Here is a 21,034-nt window from a genome sequence, read left to right on the forward strand (position 1 = left end):
TAGCCAACCCGCCACCCGAACGGCTGCCCCCGAAAGTCGCGACCCCGCTCCGACGATCGGCGCACCACGCGGTGGACGGGCAGGCGTCTCGGGGTCGTCCCGGAGGGGTCTCGGTGCTGCCGGGCCGGGCGGGATGGGGGCCGGATGGGGGCTCGGCCCGGATGGCGCGGGCGGCGGATTCGGTGATGCTCCTTCAGGCGGCCGCACGTGGCCGCCCTGAGGAACTGACCGACCGTCACGGGGAGCCGTTGTGAACGCTGTTGTGCGCCGTAGTCGTAGCCGTTGGACCGCCGTCGCCGCGGGGGCGGCGCTGGCCGCGCTGGTGGTGGGGACGGCCGCCGGGCCCGCGTCGGCGGCCACGGGGACGGCGGCCGTGGGCGTGGAGCGTACGGCGGCGACGGTGCCGCCGCTGGACCGGGCGGCCGTGCAGCGGGTGCTGGCGGAACTGCCGACCGCGGACGTGTCCGGCGCGCTGGTGCGCATCTCCGGGCGGGCGGGCCGGATGACCGCGGTGGGCGGGGTCGGCGACCCTGCCACCGGGCGGGCGCCGGACGCGGACGGCCGGTTCCGGGTCGGCTCGATCTCCAAGGTGTTCACCGCGACCGTGGTGCTGCAGCTAGCCGCCGAGCACCGGATCGACCTGGCGGCGCCGGTGCAGCAGTACCTGCCGGGGCTGCTGGACGCGTCCTACCCGCCGATCCCGGTGGGCGACCTGCTCAACCACACCAGCGGGCTGCCGAACGGCGCCGCCGGGCCGTGGGGCGACGGCACCGCGGCCTGGTTCGTCGACCACCGCTTCGAGGCCTGGACCCCCGAGCAGGTGGTGGCCACCATGGCCGGCGAGCCGATGGTCTTCGCGCCCGGCACCGCGCAGCAGTACAACGGCATGAACACCTTCGTGGCCGGCCTGCTGGTCGAGAAGGTCACCGGCCGGAGCTACGCCCGCGAGGTCCGCGAGCGGATCATCCGCCCGCTCGGCCTGCACGACACCTCCGTCCCGGCGACGGACGACCCGGCGCTGACCCGCCCGACCGCCCGGCCGCGGCTCACGGTGCCGAACCCGGACGGCACCTCGCGGCAGGTCGACGTGACCGAGCAGAGCCCGTGGCCGTGGGCGGAGGGCGGTCTGATCTCCAGCGCCCCCGACCTGGACCGCTTCATCGGCGCCCTGTTCCGCGGCCAGTTGCTGCCGCCCGCCCAGCAGCAGGCGCTGTTCACCGTCCCGGACGTGCCCACCTACCACAGCAGCAAGTGCACGACCGGACCGGACGCGGGCCGCGCCTGCATGAGCATGGGCCTGGAGCGCTTCGCCCTGGGCGACGTCGTGGTCTGGGGCAAGACCGGCTCCCGGCCGGGCTGGACCAGTGGCGTCTTCGCCACCCGGGACCTGTCCCGGACCGTCGTCTACTCGCTCAACCCGACCGGCACGGACGGCGTCGAGATGCCGGTGATCATGCAGCTGGCCGCGGCCGCGCTCGGCTGACGCGCGCCCGTCCGCCTGAATCCTCGCCTGACGCCGGGTCAGGGGCCGCCGAGCCGGGCGAGCAGGATCGCCACGTCGTCCGCGCGGTGGGCGGCGTGGCGGGCGTGGCCGAGGAGCAGGTCGGCGAGGGATTCCAGGGTGGGGGCGGTGGCGTGGGCGAAGGCGGCGCGGAGCCGGTCGATGCCCTCGGCCAGGGGGGTGCCGGCGTGCTCGACCAGGCCGTCGGTGTACAGCAGGAGGGTGGCGTCGGGCGGCAGGACTGTCTCGGTGACGGGGTAGTCGACGCCGCGGTCGATGCCGAGCAGCGGGCCGCCCTCCAGGTCGAGGACGGTGGTGCGGCCGTCGGCGGCCCGCAGCAGCGGCGGCAGGTGGCCGGCCCGGACGGCGCGCAGGGTGTGCCGCCGGGGGTCGAGGCGCAGGATGCAGCACGAGGCGAGCAGCCCGCTGTCGAGGTCGACCAGCAGGTGGTTGGTGCGGTCGGCGACGGCTTCGACGGGCTCGTCACCGCTGGCGAACGCCCGTACCGCGCTGCGGAGTTGGCCCATCAGGGCGGCGGCCTTCACACTGTGGCCCTCGACGTCGCCGATCACCAGGAAGACGCCGTCGGGGGTGGGGATCACGTCGTACCAGTCGCCGCCGATCTCCATGCCGCGGGTGCCGGGCAGGTAGCGGGCGGCGGTGGCGAGGCCGGGGACGGCGGGGAGCCGGTGCGGGAGCAGGGCCTGCTGCAGGCCGCGGGCGACGGCGGACTCGGCGTCGTAGAGGCGGGCGCGCTCCAGGGCCTGGGCGATCAGGCCGCCGAGGCCGGTGAGCACGGAGCGGTCCTCGGCGGTGAACCGGCGGGCCCGGTCGAAGCCGAGGATCAGGCTGCCGACGGGGTGTCCGGAGGCGATCAGCGGGAGGAAGGCCCAGGCCTGCATCTCGTCGCGGGCGAGGCCGGGGTAGGCGGCGGCGAGTTCGCGCTCGGACTCGAAGAAGATCGGCGCGCCGCTGGTGAAGACCTCCGCCCCGGGCAGCCGGGCCCGGATCGGGGTGCCCTCGAACGGCTCCAGGAACCCCTGCGGGTAGCCGCTCTCCGCCACCAGGTGCATGCGGCCGGTCTGCGCCAGGTAGAGCGCGAGTTCCTGGCCGCCGAAGCCCGGCAGGATCTGGTCGATCACGCAGTCGGAGACCTCCTGGACGGTGACCGCCTCGGTGAGGGCGCTGGCGAGCGCCAGCAGGTGGTAGACCGCGCCGACGGAGGCCGGGGTGGGCGGCGGCGCCTCGGGCAGGGTGACGTCGGCGCTGGGCGCGGCGGGGACGATCCGGCCGGTCAGGCCGTGCGCGTCGGGGTACAGCGAGAACGCCAGCCAGTGGTCGGGCGGGCGGCGGGCGAGGAACGCGGTGGGCTGCTGGGAGATCATCGCGGAGCGGTAGCGGTCCTCGTAGGCGGGGTCGGCGAGCCAGGACAGCACCTCCCAGGGGTGGCGGGAGAGCAGTTCCTCGCGGGTGGCGTGCAGCAGCAGTTCGGCGCTGCGGTTGACGTAGCCGACCCGGCCGTCGGGGTCGAGCGCGAAGACGCCGTCGCGCAGCCGCTCCACCGCGGCGGTGGCGGCCACGGCGGCGGTGGCGTCCAGCACGGCGACCACCAGGGTCGCCGGGGCGGCGACGGGGTGGCCGTACAGGTCGAGCAGCCGGTGGCCGCCCCCGGCTTCGCGCAGCCGCACCCGCTGGGTGAACGGGCGGCCGCTCCGGGCGGCCTCCCGGGCGGTCTGCCGCAGCGGGGCGACGTCCTCGGCGGCGATCCGTTCCAGCAGGGTGGTGTCGCGGCCGTCGAACCGGTCGAGTCCGAGGATCTCGCGCAGTCCGTCGTCGACGGAGAGCCGGTTGGTGGCGAGGTCCCAGTCGAGGAAGCCGAGCCGGACGCCGTCGCCGCCGGGCACCGGCAGCGCCACCACCGCCGGAGTGCCGTCGGCGCGCACCTCCTCGCCGTACGGGAGCAGCGCGGTGGCGAGGCGGTTGCCCGCGGTGCGCAGTTGGCGGCGGGTGGCGGCGGGCGGGCGGGTGCCGTTGGCGGGCCAGAACACCGTGATCACGCCGAAGGTCTGGTCGCCGGCCGTGACGGGCGTGCTCGCGGAGGCGTGCGCGTAGGGCAGTCCGACGGCGAGCCGCGGGTAGCGGCGCATGGTGTCGTCGGCGTCGGCGAGGACGATGGTGCGCCCGCCGCGGTACGAGTCGGCGACCGGCAGCGGCGCGGCCACCGCGATCCGGTGGAACGGTTCCAGCAGCCGCAGCGGGATGCCGACCACGGTGGCCACCACCAGCGAGCGGCGGTCGGCGGAGCGCAGGTACAGCACGCCGCCGTACGCGGAGGTGGTGCGGACGGCGCGCAGCAGGCCGTCGGCCAGCAGCGGTTCGGTGGCCGCGCCCCAGCGTGGGCGGGCGGCGGCCGGCGCGGGGCCGGTGCGCGTCGTCGGGTCGCTGTCGGGTGGCGGTTCCGGTTCGCTGACGGTCGGCGGTTCGGAGGGGTCCGCCGGGTCACCCAGGCGCATGTACTTCTCTGTACGCCGCCGCCTCGGGGGGTGTCAAACGGGGGAAGGCGGCCCCTCCGTCCGGGTGAGGCCTGATTGCCGCCGGTATGACAAGGGGATCATCGGCCGGTATGCCGAAGTCCTCGCCGTCGTCTCCCCCACCACCCTCGTGCTCACCCCTGCCGCCGCGCGGCCCACGCGTCCGTCCGCTGCGCCGGCTCCGCACGCTGCGGCAGCTGCGGCCGGGTCGGCGGGTCGCCGCGCTCACCGGGCTGGCCGTCCTCGCCACCGGGTGCTCCGCGTTCTCCTCCGGGGACGGCGACCAGCACACCGCGGTACCGGCCGCGCCACCCGCGGTCCAGCTCGCCGCCGTCCGGCCCGCGACCGTCCCGCAGGGCGCCGCCCAGCAGGAGCTGAACAGCCGGATCGGCCTCGCCGAGCAGGAGTTGACGCTCCAGCAGGCGGTACTGACCGCCCGCCGCTGGGGGCTGGCCACTCCCCCGCTGAAGGCCCCGGCGGCTCCCCGGACCAAGCCCGAGCTCACCGAGCAGCCCGGCGTCAAGCACACCGCCGGACTGCCGCCGGTGGTCTACCGGGTGCCGACCTCCGACAAGGTGGTCTTCCTGACCGTCGACGACGGCGCCGAGAAGGACCCCCGGTTCAGCACGATGGCCGCCGAGCTCGGCGTCCCGCTCTCCGCGTTCCTCTCCGACTACCTGGCCCGCTCCGACTACGGCTACTTCCGCACCATGCGCGACCACGGCGTCGCGGTGAACAACCACACCATCACCCACCCCGACCTGCGCCGCCTCGACCAGGCCGGACTCCAGCGCGAGATCTGCGGCCAGCAGGACCGCCTGCAGAAGGAACTCGGCACCCGCCCCCGGCTCTTCCGACCCCCCTACGGCGAGTACACCGACGCCGTCCTGCGCACCGCCGCCTCCTGCGGCATCACCGCCGTCCCGCTCTGGAACGAGGAGGCCTTCCCCGACCACGTCGAGTACCGCTACGCCGACCAGAAGCTCCACCCCGGCGACATCATCCTCACCCACTTCCGCGCCCCCGCACCCGACTGGAAGGGCACCATGCCCGACATGCTCCGCCGGGTCATCGCCACCGCCACCGCCCAGGGCTTCGCCATCGCCCGCCTGGAGGACTACCTGTAGCGCAGCTGGATCGTGCGCGGCTCCCGTCGCACGGCGCGTGCCTACGCGTGGAGGCTGCCGGCGAGCAGGGCGCGGAGGGGTTCGGTGTCCGGTGTGTCGGCGACGGCGGCGTCGAGGGCATCGTCCATGCCGTGCTCCCACGCGTCGGGCAGGGCGAGTCCGGGCTGCCCCGACCAGTCCGGGGCTTTGAACACCCGGTTTCGGCGACGGTCGGAGTCCGCGGCCCGCGCTCGCGTCAGGTGGTCCGGTGATGTGCTCACGCGTCACACTCCAGCCGCAGTTCGGGCTCCGGCGGCCGGATCCCGGGCATGCCCGGGGAGACGCTGCGGGCTTTGCGCGGGGTGCGGGTTGCGTCCTGATCTGCTCGCGTTCTTCGCCGGTGAGCCCGCCGAGGTCGGTCTCGACGCGGCGGATCAACGTGCGGATGCGCTTGATCTCCTCCTCGGACAGGGTCGCTTCGGTGCGGGCCCAGGCGTCGAGGTCGGTGGCGGCGGCGAGGCGTTCGCGGTCCCGCAAGAGTGCGTCGAGGTAGGTCCGTAGCTCGGGGAGGTAGGAGGGGGCGGTGCGGAAGTGGTCGCAGCCGACCGCATCGTCGGGTTGCCAACCCTGCTGCCGCCGCCGCTCCTTCGACCTCGCAGCGGGCACGCCGGCAGGGCATCACGCCCCGCCCTGGGGGAAACGCGAGCGGGCCCGGTGCGTTGAGACACACCGGGCCCGGACCATCAGTAGCGGGGACAGGATTTGAACCTGCGACCTCTGGGTTATGAGCCCAGCGAGCTACCGAGCTGCTCCACCCCGCGTCGGTGACCTGGACTCTACGGCACGTCAGCTGCCGGACGCGAACCGGTTTGCCGGTGCGGTGGTTCGCCGGCGTGCCCGGGCGGGCAGGAGCGACCCCGGGGCGGGGGGCATCGAGGGGCGGGGGGACGGGTGGCGATCACGGCGGTACACGCCGAGCGGGGCAGGTTGGATGCGAGCCGGGACGACCTTGAGTGCGGCTCGACCTGGACGGCCGTGCACCGGGCGCGCCCCCGCATGCCGCTGGCCTGGCCGGAGTGCGGGCATGGCATTGCACGCCAAGCTCTCCCCCACCCGGATGCGGTGCTTCGCCCACGACGCCGGGGCGCAGCGCTGCGCGCTGGCCGGTGAGTCGATGGAGCACTACCTGCTGAAGCTGGCGACTGCGGTCCGGGGCGTCGGGTGGAATGCGGAGTTGGAAGTGTGTGCACCGGACGCCTCGTGGCGGGCGGACCGCACCCCGATCGGCGCCGCAGGTCACCAGGTCGAGCGGAGTCCACCGGCCTCCCGGCGACGTTGCCTAGGCTGGCCGTCCCAGCCGATGCACCCGCGACGAGGATGTACCCCATGCGCAGCAGCAGCACGAGGATCCGCCTGATCGAGCCCGCCGACGCCGCGCCGATCGCCGTGCATCGGGCGCGGGACGTCGAGGCGTTCCGGCCGTGGGAGCCGGTCCAGTCGGCCGGGTTCTTCACCGCGGAGGGCCAGGCGGAGCGGATCGAGAGGCTGCTGGCCGGGCACCGGGCCGGTACGGTCTGGCCGGGCGTGGTGCTGGCGGACGACGCGGTGATCGGGCAGGTCACCGTCGGGGGCATCCTGCCGCAGGCGCACCTGCGTCGCGGCTCGGTCGGGTACTGGATCGGCAGTGTCGCCCAGAACCAGGGCCACGCCGGGCGCGCCGTCGGGCTCGCGCTCCGGATGATGGCGGACGAACTCGGGCTGCACCGCGCCGAGGCGTCCACCAACCTGGAGAACCTGCCGTCGCAGCGGGTCCTGCGCCGCAACGGGTTCAGCCCGTACGGCGTCGCGCACTCCTCGATCCTGCTCGACGGGCAGTGGCGGGACGCGCTGCTGTGGGAGCGGATCCTCGACGTCTAGTCACCCGCGTCTAGTCACCCGCGCCGCCGTCGGCGATGGCAATGCGGTGGTGGAGGGTCGCCGGGTCGGCGAGGTGGGTGACCAGCCAGGTGGCGACGGTGGTGCGGGTGGCGGTGCCGGCGCGGGGCAGGGGGCGGTCGTAGGCGGTGACGGGGGCGGGGGCGGCGGGGCCGTCCTTGAGCATCGGGACGCGGAGCACCGTCCAGGGCAGGTCGGAGGCGGCGAGGACGGCTTCCATCCGGGCCAGGTCGCGGTGGATCTCGCGGTAGAGGCGGTCGACGACCAGCCGGGTGACCAGCCGTTGGGCGAGCGGCAGGTGGTCGCTGTCGAGGCCTGCGGAGGACATCACCAGCACGTGGCGCAGCCCGGGTACGGCCGTCAACTCCCGTGCGGCGTCCGAGAAGACGGTGGTGGCGGCGCGGCCGGAGGTGCCGAGCGCGGCGACCACGACATCCTGCCCGGCGACGGCGGCCTGCAGCGCGCCGGGTGACTGGACGTCAGCCCGGGCGACCCGCAGGGCCCGTGGGGCGACGGCGTCGGGCGCGGACAGTTTCGCGGGGTCGCGGACCACGGCGGTGACCTCGTGGCCGGCGGCCAGCGCGAGGTCGGTGACCAGGCGGCCGGTGCGTCCGGCGGCTCCCAGAACGGCGATGCGCATCGGTGGTTCCTCCTCGGATGGGGCCCTGCACCGCACGGACGGCCGGGGCAGCGCCGGGGCAGCGCGGGGACTGGTAATTCATTCAGACAGCCTGTATGACTGATTTCAGTGAACCACACCCGCGCCAACGCGAGAAGCGCACCGGAGAGGCGAGGAACCATGGACACCCACCGCAACGACACGTACGCCGACACCCCCCCAGGACGCCCGCTACCCCGACCTGGCCGGCCGAGTGGCCGTGGTCACCGGCGGCAGTCGCGGGATCGGCGCCGAGACCGCCCGCGCCTTCGCCCGGCAGGGCGCCGCCGTCGCCGTGATCGGCCGCGACCAGCAGGCGCTGGAGGCCGTCGCCGAGGAACTGCGCGCCGCGGGCGGCAGCGGGCTCGCGGTCGTCGCCGACTGCACCGACGCGCAGGCGCTGGCCCGGGGGGCCGCCGCGATCGAGGACGCGCTCGGACCGGTCGAGGTGCTCGCGGCGTTCGCGGGCGGCGACGGCTACCCGGTACCCACCGCGAAGGAGAGCCCGGAGCACTGGCGGGCGGTGCTGGACGGCAACCTGACCGCCGCCTTCCTCACCGTCCGAGCCTTCCTCCCGGGCCTGTCGGAGCGCCGCCGCGGCTCGGTGATCACCATGGCGTCCACCGCCGGCCGGCTGCCCAGCGGGGCGAGTGCGGCGTACGCGGCGGCCAAGGCGGGGGTGCTGATGCTCACCCGGCACCTGGCGCTGGAGGTCGCCGGCGAGGGCGTGCGGGTCAACGCGATCGCCCCGGGCGCGGTGCGCACCGAGCGGACGGCCGCGCAGATGCCGCCCGAGGTGCAGCGCACGGTCGCCGCGGCGCACCCGCTCGGGCGGCTCGGCGAACCGGCCGACATCGCGGCGGCCGCGCTCTTCCTGGCCTCCGACGCGTCGTCCTGGATCACCGGCCAGACCCTGGACGTGAGCGGCGGCCGCGTCATCCTCTGAGCCGCGTCATCCTCTGGGCCGGGTCGTCACCGCAGCCGGGTCGTCGACGAAACCGGGGGCCGCGGCGGACGGGGGATACTGCCAGTCGACAGACGTGCACCGAGCAGGGGAGGCGAAGGCGATGAGCCCCCGGTCCTACCGGATGGGACAGCGGCAGGCCGACGTCGACGAGACGCGCGCCAGGATCGTCGAGGCGGCCCGCCGCCACCTCGCCGAGACCGGCGCGCTCTCGCTGGACGCGGTGGCCCGCCGGGCGGACGTCGCCCGGGCCACCGTGTACTACCAGTTCGGCTCGCGGACCGGGCTGTTGGAGGCGGTGTGCGACGCGCTCGCCGCCGACGGCGGGCTGGACCGGCTGGCCTCGGTGTTCACCGCCGCCGATCCGTGGCAGGCGATCGACGGGTTCGTCGCCGCGTTCGGCGAGTTCTGGGCGGTCGACCGGCTGTGCACCCGCCGGCTGCGCGCGCTGGCCGCGCTGGACGAGGAGACCGCCCAGGTGATCGCCGACCGGGACGCCCGCCGGCACCAGGGCGCCCGGGTGCTCACCGCCCGGCTGCCCGAGCCGCCCGCGGACGCCGGAGCACTGCTCGCCGCCCTCACCGGCTTCGAGACGTACGACGCACTGGCGCGCGAACTCACCGGCCCCGACGGCGACTTGCGCAGCGCGGTGCCGGTGCTCGCCCGCGCCGTCCGGGCCGCCCTCGGGGGCGACCCGGACGCGGGTTGAACCGCGCGACGAACCGCAGGACCACCGATCGGAGCGCGATCAGCCCAGGACGAGGAACTGCTTGCCGTCGATGATCTCCCGGGCGGCGTCCAGGTGACCGGCGTGGCAGGCGGTTTCGGCGATGACGTGGAGCAGCAGGTCGCGCAGGTCGTGCACGTGCGGCTCGCCGAACATCTCCTGCGGCCACCAACCGAGCGGCGTCTCGGGGGCGTTGGCGGTGATGACGGCGTCGGCGAGGTCGGTCTCGCGGCGGTAGATCGCGAAGATGTCGGCGGCGGTCAGGTCCGCGCCGGGCTTCCACGAGTCGGGGGCGCTGCCGCCGGTGAAGAGCTCGACCAGTGCGGGGTCGGCGGCGAGCACGGCGCGGAACCAGAACCGTTCCACGTCCAGCGCGAGGTGCTGGACGATGCCCAGGCTGTGCCAGCCGGAGGGGAGGACGGGGCGGCGCAGGGCCTCCTCGTCGAGTCCGTCGAGGATGGTCAGGACGTGCTGCCGCTGCTGGTTGAGGACCCGCAACAGCGCCGCGACCTCGCGGTCGGTAGTGGTGTCGGCCATGACCCCAGGATTCCCGAACTTCCGTGCTCGCGGCGGCAGTTCGTCGATCACGGGGCAAAGACCGCACGTTCGGAGACGCGCGGGCGCGGGGTTCGGGCGGGCGGCCCGCCCGGTGGCGGGCCGTCCAGCATGCGGAAATGCCGACGTCAGGCGGGCTCGGCGTGCTCTTCTGGCGGCCCGCCCCCGGAAACAGCCGCGTCCCGTGGAGGTCCGCCGGGGAAGGTCCCGTGGAAGGAGTCCCGCCCATGCTGTCCGTGCTGCCCTCGCTCGACGGACTGGAGTTCGCCCCGGTCGCCCGCCCCGAGGCCGGCGAGGTCGACCGCGCCACCCGCTTCGCGTACCACGAGCAGGACGGCGTGGTCTGGGCCGACTACCGCGGCGGCGACATCGTCCGCGGTCACCTGGTCGGCACCCGCAGCGGCGACGCCGTCGAGTTCCGCTACGTCCAGCTCAACCGCCACGGCGAGACCAACTCCGGCCACTGCGTGAGCACCCTCACCCGGCTCGCCGACGGCCGCCTCCGGATGGACGAGACGTGGCGGTGGGAGTCCCGCCCGGGCTCGGGCACCAGCGCCGTCGAGGAGGTCCTGCCGCGCTGACTGTCGGTGCCCGCCGCTAACGTCCCGCAGCATGACGGACACCAGCACGACGGACACCAGCGCCAGCGGAGCCAGCGGCATGACGGATCGTGAGAGCTTCGCCCCGCTCGTCTTCCTCGAGTACGACCACAAGCCCGGCTCGTACTGCCTGCTCCTCACGGACGATCACATGCTCTCCGTGGAGGACGTGTTCACCGCCGCCGGGCGGGACAACGGCGGGTACGGCTGGGAGGCGGTCGCCCGCTCCGCCGTCCGCTCCCGGGCGCCGCACCTCGACGGCCGCTTCGGCTACGACCCGGAGGCCGGCATGTTCGTCGCGTACGGCGAGGACGCCGCCGCCCTGCGCGAGCTGGGCGCCCTGCTGTGCGCCGCGTTCGGGGACCGGGCGACGCTGCGCGAGCTGATCGACGCGGCCGACGAGGAATGGTTCGACTGAGCTCCGACCTGGACGCACGGAACGCCGACGGCCGCCCCCTCCCGACATGAGGGGGCGGCCGTCGGCGTGTGCGGGTGGTCCGTGGGCGGACCGGTCAGGCGGTGGGACCTCAGATGGAGAGGACCTGGCCCGGGAAGATGACGTCCGGGTTGGCGCCGATGGTCGAGGCGTTGGCGTTGAACAGCGCGTCGACGGTGGTGCCGTTGGCGGCGGCGATGGCGCTCAGGGTGTCACCGGACTTGACGGTGTAGTTGCCGCCGGTCGACTTCGCGGTGGAGCTCTTCTTCCAGGACTGGGCGCCCTGGTCGGAGGACTGCGGCGCCTGGGCGCGGCTCTCGGAGCGCGAGGCCTTGCTGCTGCTGTCGGTGGTGGTGTTGGTGGACTGCGCGTCGCTGCCGGTGGTGGCCGGCTTCGACGACTTGGTGGTCGCGCTGGAGCTGGTGGTGCTGCTGGACGCGGTCGACGAGGAGGTGTCGACCTGGGCAGCGGCGCCGCCCTTGGTCAGACCCGCCACGACCGAGCAGACCGGCCACGCGCCGGGGCCCTGGTCGGCCAGCACCTTCTCGGCGACGGAGATCTGCTGCGCCTTGGTGGCCAGGTTGGCCTGCGCGGCGTAGGCGGTGCCGCCGTACGCGGCCCAGGTGGAGGAGGTGAACTGCAGGCCACCGTAGAAGCCGTTGCCGGTGTCGATCGACCAGTTGCCGGTCGACTCGCACTGGGCGACCTTGTCCCAGGTGGACACGTCCGCGGCCGAGGCCGAGGTCGCCGTCACGAGGCCCGCCACCGGGAGGACGGCCACCGCGGAGCCCGCCACGATGGCGGCACGGACGCGGTTGCGGTTGCGGCTGCCCTTCTCGGCGGTGGCGGCGATCTTGGTGGCGGTGGTCTCGTTACGGAAGATCATGCGATTCCTTTCGGATGCCCCGGGCAGGCAGGCGGAACCAGGGGCTCGGATCGAGCCCGGCTGTTGTCTCGCGCCTTGTGAATCGGACGGGGCCGTCGTCGTGACGTGCCTTCCGTCGCGGTCACCCTGCCCGCTTGGGCGGCTAGGTTGCCGCACCGGGGCGTTGGTTTCGGGTGATCCCGGGTAGTGCGCCCTGCACTGGTTACGAAGTTACGGGCGCTCGCCGCGAAGTCCAAGCATTCGAAGGTTTACGCAGGTCAGGGCCATGTTACCGGCGGTACAGCGGCCCTTTCGGCGGGGCCGGCCCGCCAGTTTCCGGGCCCGGCCGTCGGCCGCTGTGACCGGGCTCACCGGTTTTGGCGCCCACCGGCCGGGGAACCCCGCACGCTGCGTGGCGGACCGCTGACCGGCTGCCGACCGTCCAGCGTCCCGCGTATGGGGCGGGCCACAGCGCTGACGCCGCGTCGGCCGCGCCCTCACGCTCCGTACCGGAAAAGGGCGTTCGGGACCCGCGCGCGGTCAGTCCAGCGCGGTGAGCACCCGGGGGCCGTCCTCGGTGACCGCGACGGTGTGCTCGGCGTGCGCGCCGCGCGAACCGTCGGCCGAGCGCAGCGTCCAGCCGTCCGGGTCGACCTCCAGCTCGTCGGTGCCGGTGCACCACCAGGGTTCGAGCGCCAGCGTCAGGCCGGGGCGCAGCACCAGGCCGCGGCCGGCCCGGCCGCGGTTGGGGACGTGCGGGTCCTCGTGCATGGTGCGGCCGAGGCCGTGGCCGCCGAAGTCGGTGTTGATCCGGTAGCCGCCGGCGTCGCCGACCGCGCTGATCGCCGCGGAGAGGTCGCCGATCCGGTTGCCGGGGACGGCGGCGGCGATCGCCGCGTCCAGGGCGGCGCGGGTGGAGGCGATCAGCCGGACGTCCTGCTCGGCGGGCGTGCCGACGGTGACGGTGATCGCGGCGTCGGCGACCCAGCCGTCGATGCCGACCGCGAAGTCCAGGCTGAGCACGTCGCCGTCGCGCAGCACGTAGGGGTGCGGCATGCCGTGCAGGACGGCGTCGTTCACCGACAGGCAGATGACGTTGCGGAACGGGCCGCGGCCGAACGACGGGGCGTAGTCCCAGTAGCAGGAGACCGCGCCGCGCTCCTCGACCCGGTGCCTGGCCTGGTGCTCCAGGTCCATGAGTTGGCGGCCGGGCTCGGCGAGGGCGGCGAGTTCGGCGAGCGTCCGGGCGACGAAGCGGCCGGTGACGGCCATCTTGTCGATCGCTTGCGGGGTCTTCAGCTCGATCACGGCGGGGCTCCTGGGGGCGGTGGCCGGCAGTGCGGTGCCGGACGGTCGTTGTCCGGTATTTTAATACCGGGCAACGACCGTCGTGCACCACCCGTCAGTCCGGTCGCCGGGATCCGCCGGATGCGGGCCGCTCCCAGGTGGTCAGCGGGGACTTGTACAGCGAGGTGACCCGCTCGCCGTCGAGCCACTCCGTCAGGCGGTCGGCCTCCGCCCGGAGTGCGGCCCGCCCGGCGGGGCCCGGGTCGGCGGGCACGATCACCTCGACCCGGCCGTCCTCGTCCTGCACGTAGGCGCCGACGATCCGGCCGTCCCACCACGCGGTGGTGCCGCAGTTCCCGGCCCGGTCGAAGATCGCGGGGACGAAGTCCGGGTCGAGGTAGAAGTCCCGGTCCTTCCAACCCATCACGGTCGGGTCGAGGACGGGCAGCAGCGCCGCCCACGGCTCGATCGGCGGCGCGGGGTCGACGTCGTCGGGCAGCACCCAGCCGGTCTGCTCGCGCTCCAGCCGCACCTGCACCGCGGCCAGGTCCGCCAGCGCCTTCCGCATCGCGGCCTTGGTCGCGCCGAACCACCACACCAGGTCCCGCTCGGTGACCGGGCCGAAGGTGCGCAGGTAGGCGGCGACCAGTTCGGCGTAGCCCGCCCCGGCGGCGATCCGGTCGACGGGGGCGCCGAGCCACTCGTCCATCCGCGTCCACTGCGGGCGGGTGATCCGCCAGTGCCCGGCGTTGCGGCCGCGCACCACGTCGCCGTTGGCCGACAGCCAGGCCAGCACCTGCGGCGCGACGTGCAGCACCCCGCCGTAGGGCTTGCCCTCGTACCAGGTCAGCTGACCGGTCAACTCGTCCAGTTCCTCGCGCAGTTGCTTGGCGCTGAGCTCGACGCCGCCGGCCAGCCGCCGCAGGATCGCCGCCCGCGCGGTGGCCAGCCAGGCGGCTCCGTCCGCGGCCAGCTCCCCGCGCTGGAGCTCCCGCACCAGCCGGCCGTGCTCGCGCTCGGCGATCCGCGCGGAGGCGCTGCTCACCGCCGCGGGCAGCAGCTCGCGCGAGAAGACGAACAGCGTGCGCCGCATGGCGAGCTGCCTGACCAGCGAGCGCGACTCGAACAGCGCCTCGTCGTAGTCGGCCCGCGCGAAGCCCTCGATCCGGGCGAACAGCGACAGGTAGGGCGTGGCCGGCTCGGTGGAGTGCAGCACCGCCATCGCCCGGGTCGCCGCCAGCACGTCCGCCCTGCGGTGCTGCGGGGCCAGCCCGTGCCGGCGGGCCAGCCGGGCCCTGCGTTCCCGGTCGTCGATCAGCCGCATGCCACTCCCCGTTCCTCCACGCCGTCCGAGGCGATCATTCCACCCGGGTACGACACGGGGGCCCCTGCCCGGGCCGGTCAGCCCGCCGCGAGCAGGTGCGCCGCGGCGTCCCGCGCGTGCCGGGCCGGGGCCGGGTCGGCGGTGACGGCGGCGGTCACCATCGCACCCTCGGCGAGCAGGCAGAGCGTGCGCGCGGCGTCGGCGGGGAGGCCGGCTGCGGTCGCCCAGGCGGTCAGCTGGGCGTGGAACTCCCGCTTGTGCGACCGGACTTCGGCGAGCACGGGAGCCGGGGCGGCGCCGAGTTCGCCGAACGCGTTGAGCCAGGCGCAGCCGCGGAAGCCGGGTTCGGCGAACCAGTCGGCGCACCAGTCGAAGACCGCGAGCACCCGCTCGCGCGGGTCGGTCCGCCGCTCGACGTACGCGGCGAGGCTGCCGCGCCAGCGCGCGTCCCGCCGGTGCAGCACGGCCACCAGCAGCTCCTCCTTGGCCGGGTACAGCCGGTAGATCCGCTTGAGCGGCAGGCCGGCGGCGGCCCGGATCTCGTCCATCCCGACCGCCTGGATGCCCTTGGCGTAGAACAGCGCCTCGGCCGCGTCCAGCAGCGCCTCGCGGTCCTGGCGGGTCTGCTCCTGGGTGAGCGCGGCGGGCATGGCGGGCCTCCTTGACGTCGAGAACGGTCGTTCCCTAGCGTAGGGCCTGCCCGCACTGGAGAACGCACGTTCTCGACCTGAGGAGACCGCCGTGCCCGAGGACCGTCCGCCCTATCCCCCGTTCACCGAGGAGACCGCCCGCCGGAAGGTGCAGGCCGCCGAGGACGCCTGGAACACCCGGGACCCGGCCCGGGTCGCCCTCGCCTACACACCCGACTCGCTCTGGCGCAACCGCGACGAGTTCGTGCAGGGCCGCGCGGAGATCACCGCGTTCCTCGCCCGCAAGTGGCAGCGCGAGCACGCCTACGCGCTGCGCAAGAGCCTGTGGTCGTACGACGCCGACCGGATCGCCGTCCGCTTCCAGTACGAGTGGCACGACGGCGACGGCCGCTGGTGGCGCTCCTACGGCAACGAACTGTGGGAGTTCGACCAGTACGGCCTGATGCGGCGGCGCGAGGCGAGCATCAACGACCTGCCGATCGCCGAGGCCGACCGCCGGTGGTTCGGGCCGCGGCCCGAAGCGGAGCACGGTGTCGACTTCCCGCTCGCCTGAGCGTCCCGCTTTCCGGGCTCCTTGGCCGGAGCGGCCCCGGGGTGGGTAGCGTGGTGCGCATGGTGCGCGTCCCCCTCACCCCCGAGCAGATCGAGGCCGGCCGGCGGTTGGGCGCCCTGTTCCGGGAGACCCGGGCGGGGCGCGACCCGATCGCGGTCGCCGAGACCGCCGGCATCTCGCCCGAGACCCTCCGCAAGATCGAGATGGGCCGCCTGCCCAGCCCCGGCTTCGGCACCGTGGTCGGCCTGTGCGCAGCGCTCGACCTCCCGCTGGAGGCCGCCGCCGCCGTGTGGCTTGGCACGGGAGCGGCGGACCGCGCGGCGAGCTGACGCGGCGAGCTGACGCGACGTCAGTCCACGACGGCGCCGTAAAGCCTCAGGGCGCGGCCCGACGCGGGGACCGCGGCCCGACGCGGGGACCACCCTCAGGGCGCGACGATCAGCCGGAGCAGCTGTCCGGCGAGCCACGGTCGGCGTCCGCCGGCCCGCATCCGTCCGAGCAGGGCGGCCTGCCAGAGGGGCGTGCGCCGGAAGGCGACCAGCAGGAAGGTGACCGGGTCGGCGCTGATCCGGACGTCGGAGGCGCCCGGTGCGGCGTCCCGGGTGACCGTGACCGCGCCGTCCAGGACGGAGACGGCCAGCCGTGGCCCGCCCTTGATCGCCAGGTCGAAGGCGATCCGCGCGCCGCGGGCCCGCTCGGCGTGCACCGCCAGCGGCATCATCGTCGGCATCACCTGCGCGAAGACCAGGCCGGCGTGCTCGGCCTCGATCGGCCAGCGCAGACCCGCACCGCGGGCGATGTCGAGCCCGTGGACCAGGCTCTCGCTGAGCAGCAGTCCGGTGAGCGTCGCGACGGTGACCTGGACACCTTCCCCGTACCAGGGCGTGTCGACGAGCAGGTCCGGCGGCAGGGACTCGGTGGCCCGCAGGAAGGCCTCGCCGCGTTCCGCGATCAGCTCGCCGAGCCGGGCCCGCTCGGTCTCGTCGACGAGTCCGATCACCCGGGTGTTCAGCGCCGCGATCCGCCCGCCGAGCGATTCGCCGGCCGGCGGCAGCAGGCCCTCCCAGCCCACCGGCGCGCCGGTCGCCGCGGCGGTGTACGCGAGGTACACGGTGGCGACGTGCGCGCCGACGTCCCCGACCGTCCACACCGGCACTCCGGACCTGGCGTCCGACGCCCGCACCGCGCCGAGAAGCCGCGCCAACCGCGGCACGACGACGCCCAGCGCCTCGCGCGTGCGCGCGTGCTCGGTGACGGAATCGAAACTGGTGACGGTGTTCATCCCACTCCCCCACACGACGATCGGGCCGCAACCCTACCGGCGGGCCCCGGGCCGCGGTTGAGCACCCACCAGGTCTTCACCCGGCGAGCACAGGGAGCCCCGGTGTCCGTGCTACGGATGGGCGCTGAGGGTTGCGGGACCGACCGCCGCTCAGCCGGCGAGCACCAGCCGGACCGCCAGCACGGCGACCAGGCCGTAGCCCGCGGCGTACGTGGCGCGGCGCAGGCGCGGGGTGAGGCGGGCGGTGGCGAAGGCGCCGGTGGCGGCGAGCAGGTGCTGCCAGGTGAGCGAGGCGAGGAACACGGCGAGCACGTAGACGGGGGCGTCGGTGTGGGCGGAGCTGCCGCGGGCGGCGATCAGGGCGGTGAAGTAGAGCGCCGTGGTGGGGTTGCCGACGGTGAGCAGCCCGAACCGGACGAAGGAGCGCACCGCCCCGGCGGTGCCACCACCGGCTGACGGTGCGTCAACTGCCTGACGTCGCAGGCCGAGCAGGCCGCGGACGGCGATCGCCGCCAGCAGCACGGCGGAGACGGCCCGGACGGCCGTCTCGTGTCCGGCCAGCGCTCCGGCCACCCGGGGGCCGACCAGGACGGCGACGGCGGCGTACGCCATGTCGACGAAGGCCACCGCCGTGGCGCCCCCCGCGGCGGCCGGCCAGCCGCGCCGGCCCTCCTGGAGGAGCAGCACCCCGATCGCACCGAGCGGCACCGCCACCCCGAGCCCGGCCACCGCGCCTTCGACCGCCGCGGCGGCCCACCCGTTCACCATCCGCACACGATGGCGGGCCGGTGGCCTCGGGCGCATCGGATTTTCCGGCCGGGCCCGCCACAACGCGGCCCGCCGCAGCGCGGCTCGGCGCCGCCGGGCGGGCTCAGACCGGCTTGCCGAACCGGTTGCGGCGGTGCGCGGAGTTGACCGCGTTGACGGAGCGGTAGCTGAACGCCGCGGCGAAGGAGTCCGCGGAGAGCACCGCGGCCGCGCTGCGCCAGGAGCCGACCGACAGCACGGACAGGGCGGAGCCCACCGAGCCCAGCGACAGGAACGACCCGACCGAGCCGATCGACAGCATCGAGTACGCGGAGCCGATCGACAGGAAGGAGCCGACCGAGCCGATCGAGAAGCCGCCGCACGCGGCCCTCCGGAGGCGGTAGGCGACGGGCACTTGCTCGGACACGGGGTACCTCCTGCGGTCGATGGTCCAGTCCGTGCTGTCGGTCGGCTCAGTCGGCGAGGAACGCGAGCAGGTCCTTGGTGAACTCGGCCTCGTACGCCCCGACCAGGCCGTGCGGCGCGCCTGCGTACACCTTGAGGGTGCCCTGGGCGAGCAGCTTGACGGACTTCAGGGCGGCGGCCGCGATCGGGACGATCTGGTCGGCGTCGCCGTGGGCGACGAACACCGGGATGTCGATCTTCTTCAGGTCCTCGGTGAAGTCGGTCTCCGAGAACGCCGCGACGCAGTCGAGCGCGCCCTTGAGGCCGACCTGCATGCCCTGCAGCCAGAACTCCCGGCGCTTGCCCTCGGAGACCGCCGCGCCGGGGCGGTTGAAGCCGTAGAACGCCTCGCTCAGGTCGTAGTAGTACTGCGAGCGGTCGGCGGCGACCCCGGCCCGGATGGCGTCGAACGCCTCGATCGGCGTGCCCTCCGGGTTGGCGTCGGTCTTCAGCATCAGCGGCGGGACGGCGCCCAGCAGGACCGCCTTGCGGACCCGGGACGTGCCGTGCCGGCCGAGGTACCGGGCGACCTCGCCGCCGCCGGTGGAGTGGCCGACCAGGACGGCGTCGGTCAGGTCGAGGTGGTCGATCAGCTCGGCCAGGTCGTCGGCGTACCGGTTCATGTCGTTGCCGTCCCAGGTCTGGCTGGAGCGGCCGTGACCGCGCCGGTCGTGCGCGATGACCCGGTAGCCGGCGTCGGCGAGCGCGACGGACTGGTCGTCCCAGGCGTCCGCGTTCAGCGGCCAGCCGTGCGAAAGGACGACGGGCCGCCCGGCGCCCCAGTCCTTGTAGTACTTCTGCGAACCGTCGGTGAGGGTGAGGAAGGGCATGGCTGTCCTCTCGATCATGCTCAACGAGCAACGGGGAAAAGTGAGTTCGCCCGTCCACGACAAACGGGCGGGCCGTCGGAGCACACGAACGCCACCGACCGGCCACCCCCAGCATCACGCGCCCACCAGGTCCCCGCACGCGGACCGCCCGGGGTCCGACGGGACCCACGTGGCCACTGAGGCGCTAGGGTCTGTCGTCAAACCCCCGCCTGCCCCACAGCGCCTGGCACGCACTCTCGCCGCACCGGGCGAAAACCCGAGTACACCCAGTACGAGGGCTTCCACCCGGCACGCCGCGAGCACGCACCAGACGCCGCGGGGCCGCGACGGGGGTTTGACGACAGACCCTAGGGTCCCGGTGGCCGGTTCGGAGATTTCCGGCGGTTTTTCGTTATCCGCCGCCTCGCGGTGGATCTCCGAGGGTGTGAGGGCAGGACGCGAGGACACGAGGATGGGCCGGGCAGTGGAGAGTGAGCGGGCGACGGCGCTGGTCGGACGAGCGCAGCGCGGTGACCGGCAGGCGGTGGCGGAGCTGGTCGGCGGGCATCTGCCGCTGGTGTACAACATCGTCGGCCGGGCGCTGGCGGGGCACCCGGACACCGACGACGTGGTGCAGGAGACCATGCTGCGTGCGGTGGACGGCCTGCCCTCGCTGCGCGACCCGGCGGGTTTCCGCAGCTGGCTGGTGGCGATAGCGGTCAACCAGGTCCGTCGCCGGCACCGCGACGCGGCGCCCGTGCACGACGTGCCGGACCCGACCGCGGTGGCCGATCCGGCGGGTGACTTCGTCGGGTTGACGATCGTCCGGCTCGGGCTGTCCGAGCAGCGCCGCGAGGTCGCGGAGGCGACCCGCTGGCTGGACGAGGGCGACCGCGACCTGCTCGCGCTGTGGTGGCAGGAGGCGGCGGGCGAGCTGACCCGGGCCGAGCTGGCGGCGGCGCTGGACGTGTCGCAGCAGCACGCGGCGGTGCGGGTGCAACGGATGAAGAACCAGCTCGAGAGCGTCCGGGTCGCGGTGCGGGCGCTGGCCGCGGTGCCGCCGTGCCCGTGGCTGGCCGAGCTGACGGCGGGCTGGGACGGGGTGCCGAGCGCGCTGTGGCGCAAGCGGATCGGCCGGCACGTGCGGGAGTGCGGGATGTGCGCCGAGCACCGGCGCGACCTGGTCCCGGCGGAGGGCCTGCTGGCCGGGCTGGCGCTGGTGCCGCTGCCGGACGACCCGCGCTACCACTTCGACCCGACGAGCCATCAGGTCTCCTCCGGCGGTTCCGGCTCCCACCGGCCGGGCGGCGGCTCGCACCGGCGCGGCGGCCCGAACCGCCGCGGCGGCGGCCACCGTGCGGCGGGCCGCAGCGGCCCGGGCCGCTCCAGGCTGCTGATGGGCGGTGGCGTGGTCGGCGTGGTGGCGGCGGGCCTGCTGGCGATGAGCCTGTCGGACTCGCCGCCCGCGACCGGCCTGGCCGAGCAGCCGCCGGGCTCCGCGCCGGCGGTGCCCGCGACGCTGGTCGCCCCGGCCGACGGCACGGACTCCGCGAGCCCGTCCGCGATACCGTCCCCGTCGCCGTCCGCCGCGTCCAGCAGCGCGCCCGCGCCGGCGAAGCCGTCCGCGGCGCCGAGCACGGCCTCGCGGACGGTGGACCTGGCGCAGCAGGTGCTGGAGTTGGTGAACACCGAGCGGGCCAAGAACAACTGCCCTCCGGTGAAGTCGAACGCGCAGCTGGCGACGGCGGCGCAGAAGCACTCGGACGACATGGCGGCGCGCTCGTTCTTCGACCACACCAACCCCGACGGCGCCGGCCCGCAGCAGCGGATCGACGCCGCCGGGTACCGGTGGAGCGCGTGGGGCGAGAACATCGCCCGTGGTCAGAAGGACGCGTCGTCGGTGATGGACAGCTGGATGAACAGTCCGGGCCACCGCGCGAACATCCTGAACTGCGGTTACGCGGAGCTGGGCGTCGGCATCCACCTGGGCGCCGGTGGCCCGTGGTGGACGCAGGACTTCGGCACGCCCCGCTGACCGCG

General features: G+C 74.5%; 22 protein-coding genes and 1 tRNA gene. 10 read left to right on the forward strand and 13 right to left on the reverse strand.

The genetic code is table 11. From position 1 onward, the window contains the following. The first annotated feature begins 250 nt into the window (after window positions 1–250). Window positions 251–1,483, forward strand: coding sequence for a serine hydrolase domain-containing protein (locus ACWD4U_RS25515; RefSeq protein WP_363460181.1), 1,233 nt, complete (start codon window positions 251–253; stop codon window positions 1,481–1,483). A gap of 38 nt (window positions 1,484–1,521) precedes the next feature. On the opposite strand, the gene ACWD4U_RS25520 is transcribed toward ACWD4U_RS25515, so the two are convergent. Next, the gene (locus ACWD4U_RS25520) at window positions 1,522–4,014 is read right to left on the reverse strand and encodes a SpoIIE family protein phosphatase (protein WP_363460179.1); all 2,493 of its coding nucleotides are present in this window, start codon (window positions 4,012–4,014) and stop codon (window positions 1,522–1,524) included. A 110-nt stretch (window positions 4,015–4,124) separates the two neighbouring features. On the opposite strand from ACWD4U_RS25520, the gene ACWD4U_RS25525 reads away from it, so the two are divergent. After that, window positions 4,125–5,159, forward strand: a complete 1,035-nt coding sequence (locus tag ACWD4U_RS25525) for a polysaccharide deacetylase family protein (protein ID WP_363460177.1) — start codon at window positions 4,125–4,127, stop codon at window positions 5,157–5,159. A 41-nt stretch (window positions 5,160–5,200) separates the two neighbouring features. Here ACWD4U_RS25525 and ACWD4U_RS25530 read toward each other — a convergent pair whose 3' ends face one another. Next, complete coding sequence (locus tag ACWD4U_RS25530; protein WP_363460175.1) at window positions 5,201–5,419, reverse strand: hypothetical protein; 219 nt, start codon at window positions 5,417–5,419, stop codon at window positions 5,201–5,203. 466 nt (window positions 5,420–5,885) lie between these two features. Next, a tRNA-Met gene (locus ACWD4U_RS25535) sits at window positions 5,886–5,959 on the reverse strand. Between the two features lie 565 nt (window positions 5,960–6,524). Between ACWD4U_RS25535 and ACWD4U_RS25540 the strand changes: the two genes are divergently transcribed. Continuing rightward, window positions 6,525–7,055, forward strand: coding sequence for a GNAT family N-acetyltransferase (locus ACWD4U_RS25540; RefSeq protein WP_363460173.1), 531 nt, complete (start codon window positions 6,525–6,527; stop codon window positions 7,053–7,055). A gap of 10 nt (window positions 7,056–7,065) precedes the next feature. On the opposite strand, the gene ACWD4U_RS25545 is transcribed toward ACWD4U_RS25540, so the two are convergent. Then, window positions 7,066–7,713 carry an NAD(P)-dependent oxidoreductase gene (locus tag ACWD4U_RS25545; protein WP_363460171.1) on the reverse strand — a complete coding sequence of 216 codons (648 nt, stop codon included), beginning with the start codon at window positions 7,711–7,713 and terminating at the stop codon, window positions 7,066–7,068. A 232-nt stretch (window positions 7,714–7,945) separates the two neighbouring features. On the opposite strand from ACWD4U_RS25545, the gene ACWD4U_RS25550 reads away from it, so the two are divergent. Together ACWD4U_RS25550 and ACWD4U_RS25555 are read left to right on the forward strand one after the other, a co-directional pair. Further along, window positions 7,946–8,677 carry an SDR family NAD(P)-dependent oxidoreductase gene (locus ACWD4U_RS25550; RefSeq protein WP_363460169.1) on the forward strand — a complete coding sequence of 244 codons (732 nt, stop codon included), beginning with the start codon at window positions 7,946–7,948 and terminating at the stop codon, window positions 8,675–8,677. A gap of 121 nt (window positions 8,678–8,798) precedes the next feature. Further along, a complete protein-coding gene (locus tag ACWD4U_RS25555) occupies window positions 8,799–9,404 on the forward strand; it encodes a TetR/AcrR family transcriptional regulator (RefSeq protein WP_363460167.1) in 606 nt (201 codons plus the stop codon). Window positions 9,405–9,443: 39 nt separating this feature from the next. Here ACWD4U_RS25555 and ACWD4U_RS25560 read toward each other — a convergent pair whose 3' ends face one another. Continuing rightward, window positions 9,444–9,959, reverse strand: a complete 516-nt coding sequence (locus ACWD4U_RS25560) for a DinB family protein (RefSeq protein WP_363460166.1) — start codon at window positions 9,957–9,959, stop codon at window positions 9,444–9,446. A 245-nt stretch (window positions 9,960–10,204) separates the two neighbouring features. Here ACWD4U_RS25560 and ACWD4U_RS25565 point away from each other — a divergent pair, with 245 nt between their 5' ends. Then, the gene (locus ACWD4U_RS25565) at window positions 10,205–10,558 is read left to right on the forward strand and encodes a hypothetical protein (protein WP_449787310.1); all 354 of its coding nucleotides are present in this window, start codon (window positions 10,205–10,207) and stop codon (window positions 10,556–10,558) included. Between the two features lie 31 nt (window positions 10,559–10,589). Then, on the forward strand, window positions 10,590–10,994 hold the full coding sequence (locus ACWD4U_RS25570) for an immunity 51 family protein (RefSeq protein WP_363460164.1): 405 nt from the start codon (window positions 10,590–10,592) through the stop codon (window positions 10,992–10,994). Window positions 10,995–11,103: 109 nt separating this feature from the next. Here the strand turns inward: ACWD4U_RS25570 and ACWD4U_RS25575 are convergent, their stop codons facing one another. The 4 genes from ACWD4U_RS25575 to ACWD4U_RS25590 all read right to left on the reverse strand — a co-directional run bounded on the left by ACWD4U_RS25575 (window position 11,104) and on the right by ACWD4U_RS25590 (window position 15,138). After that, window positions 11,104–11,898 (reverse strand): transglycosylase family protein, encoded by a 795-nt coding sequence (locus ACWD4U_RS25575; protein ID WP_363460162.1) that lies wholly within the window; start codon window positions 11,896–11,898, stop codon window positions 11,104–11,106. Between the two features lie 519 nt (window positions 11,899–12,417). Next, entirely contained in the window at window positions 12,418–13,185 is a 768-nt protein-coding gene (gene map, locus ACWD4U_RS25580) for a type I methionyl aminopeptidase (RefSeq protein WP_449787311.1), read from the reverse strand. A 94-nt stretch (window positions 13,186–13,279) separates the two neighbouring features. Continuing rightward, window positions 13,280–14,488 carry a winged helix DNA-binding domain-containing protein gene (locus tag ACWD4U_RS25585; protein WP_363461651.1) on the reverse strand — a complete coding sequence of 403 codons (1,209 nt, stop codon included), beginning with the start codon at window positions 14,486–14,488 and terminating at the stop codon, window positions 13,280–13,282. 77 nt (window positions 14,489–14,565) lie between these two features. After that, window positions 14,566–15,138, reverse strand: coding sequence for a TetR/AcrR family transcriptional regulator (locus ACWD4U_RS25590; protein ID WP_363461649.1), 573 nt, complete (start codon window positions 15,136–15,138; stop codon window positions 14,566–14,568). A gap of 91 nt (window positions 15,139–15,229) precedes the next feature. Here ACWD4U_RS25590 and ACWD4U_RS25595 point away from each other — a divergent pair, with 91 nt between their 5' ends. After that, window positions 15,230–15,691, forward strand: coding sequence for a nuclear transport factor 2 family protein (locus tag ACWD4U_RS25595; RefSeq protein WP_363461647.1), 462 nt, complete (start codon window positions 15,230–15,232; stop codon window positions 15,689–15,691). A 59-nt stretch (window positions 15,692–15,750) separates the two neighbouring features. After that, entirely contained in the window at window positions 15,751–16,020 is a 270-nt protein-coding gene (locus ACWD4U_RS25600) for a helix-turn-helix domain-containing protein (protein ID WP_363461645.1), read from the forward strand. A 95-nt stretch (window positions 16,021–16,115) separates the two neighbouring features. Here ACWD4U_RS25600 and ACWD4U_RS25605 read toward each other — a convergent pair whose 3' ends face one another. The 4 genes from ACWD4U_RS25605 to ACWD4U_RS25620 all read right to left on the reverse strand — a co-directional run bounded on the left by ACWD4U_RS25605 (window position 16,116) and on the right by ACWD4U_RS25620 (window position 19,015). Continuing rightward, a complete protein-coding gene (locus ACWD4U_RS25605; protein WP_363461643.1) occupies window positions 16,116–16,973 on the reverse strand; it encodes a maleylpyruvate isomerase N-terminal domain-containing protein in 858 nt (285 codons plus the stop codon). A 150-nt stretch (window positions 16,974–17,123) separates the two neighbouring features. Then, window positions 17,124–17,741, reverse strand: coding sequence for a lysine transporter LysE (locus ACWD4U_RS25610; protein ID WP_363461641.1), 618 nt, complete (start codon window positions 17,739–17,741; stop codon window positions 17,124–17,126). Window positions 17,742–17,844: 103 nt separating this feature from the next. Next, the gene (locus tag ACWD4U_RS25615; RefSeq protein ID WP_363461639.1) at window positions 17,845–18,147 is read right to left on the reverse strand and encodes a hypothetical protein; all 303 of its coding nucleotides are present in this window, start codon (window positions 18,145–18,147) and stop codon (window positions 17,845–17,847) included. A 46-nt stretch (window positions 18,148–18,193) separates the two neighbouring features. Continuing rightward, window positions 18,194–19,015, reverse strand: a complete 822-nt coding sequence (locus ACWD4U_RS25620; protein WP_363461637.1) for an alpha/beta fold hydrolase — start codon at window positions 19,013–19,015, stop codon at window positions 18,194–18,196. 451 nt (window positions 19,016–19,466) lie between these two features. On the opposite strand from ACWD4U_RS25620, the gene ACWD4U_RS25625 reads away from it, so the two are divergent. After that, a complete protein-coding gene (locus ACWD4U_RS25625; protein WP_363461635.1) occupies window positions 19,467–21,029 on the forward strand; it encodes a sigma-70 family RNA polymerase sigma factor in 1,563 nt (520 codons plus the stop codon). The last annotated feature ends 5 nt before the right edge of the window (window positions 21,030–21,034 follow it).

It is taken from the genome of Kitasatospora sp. NPDC002522 (assembly GCF_053595195.1).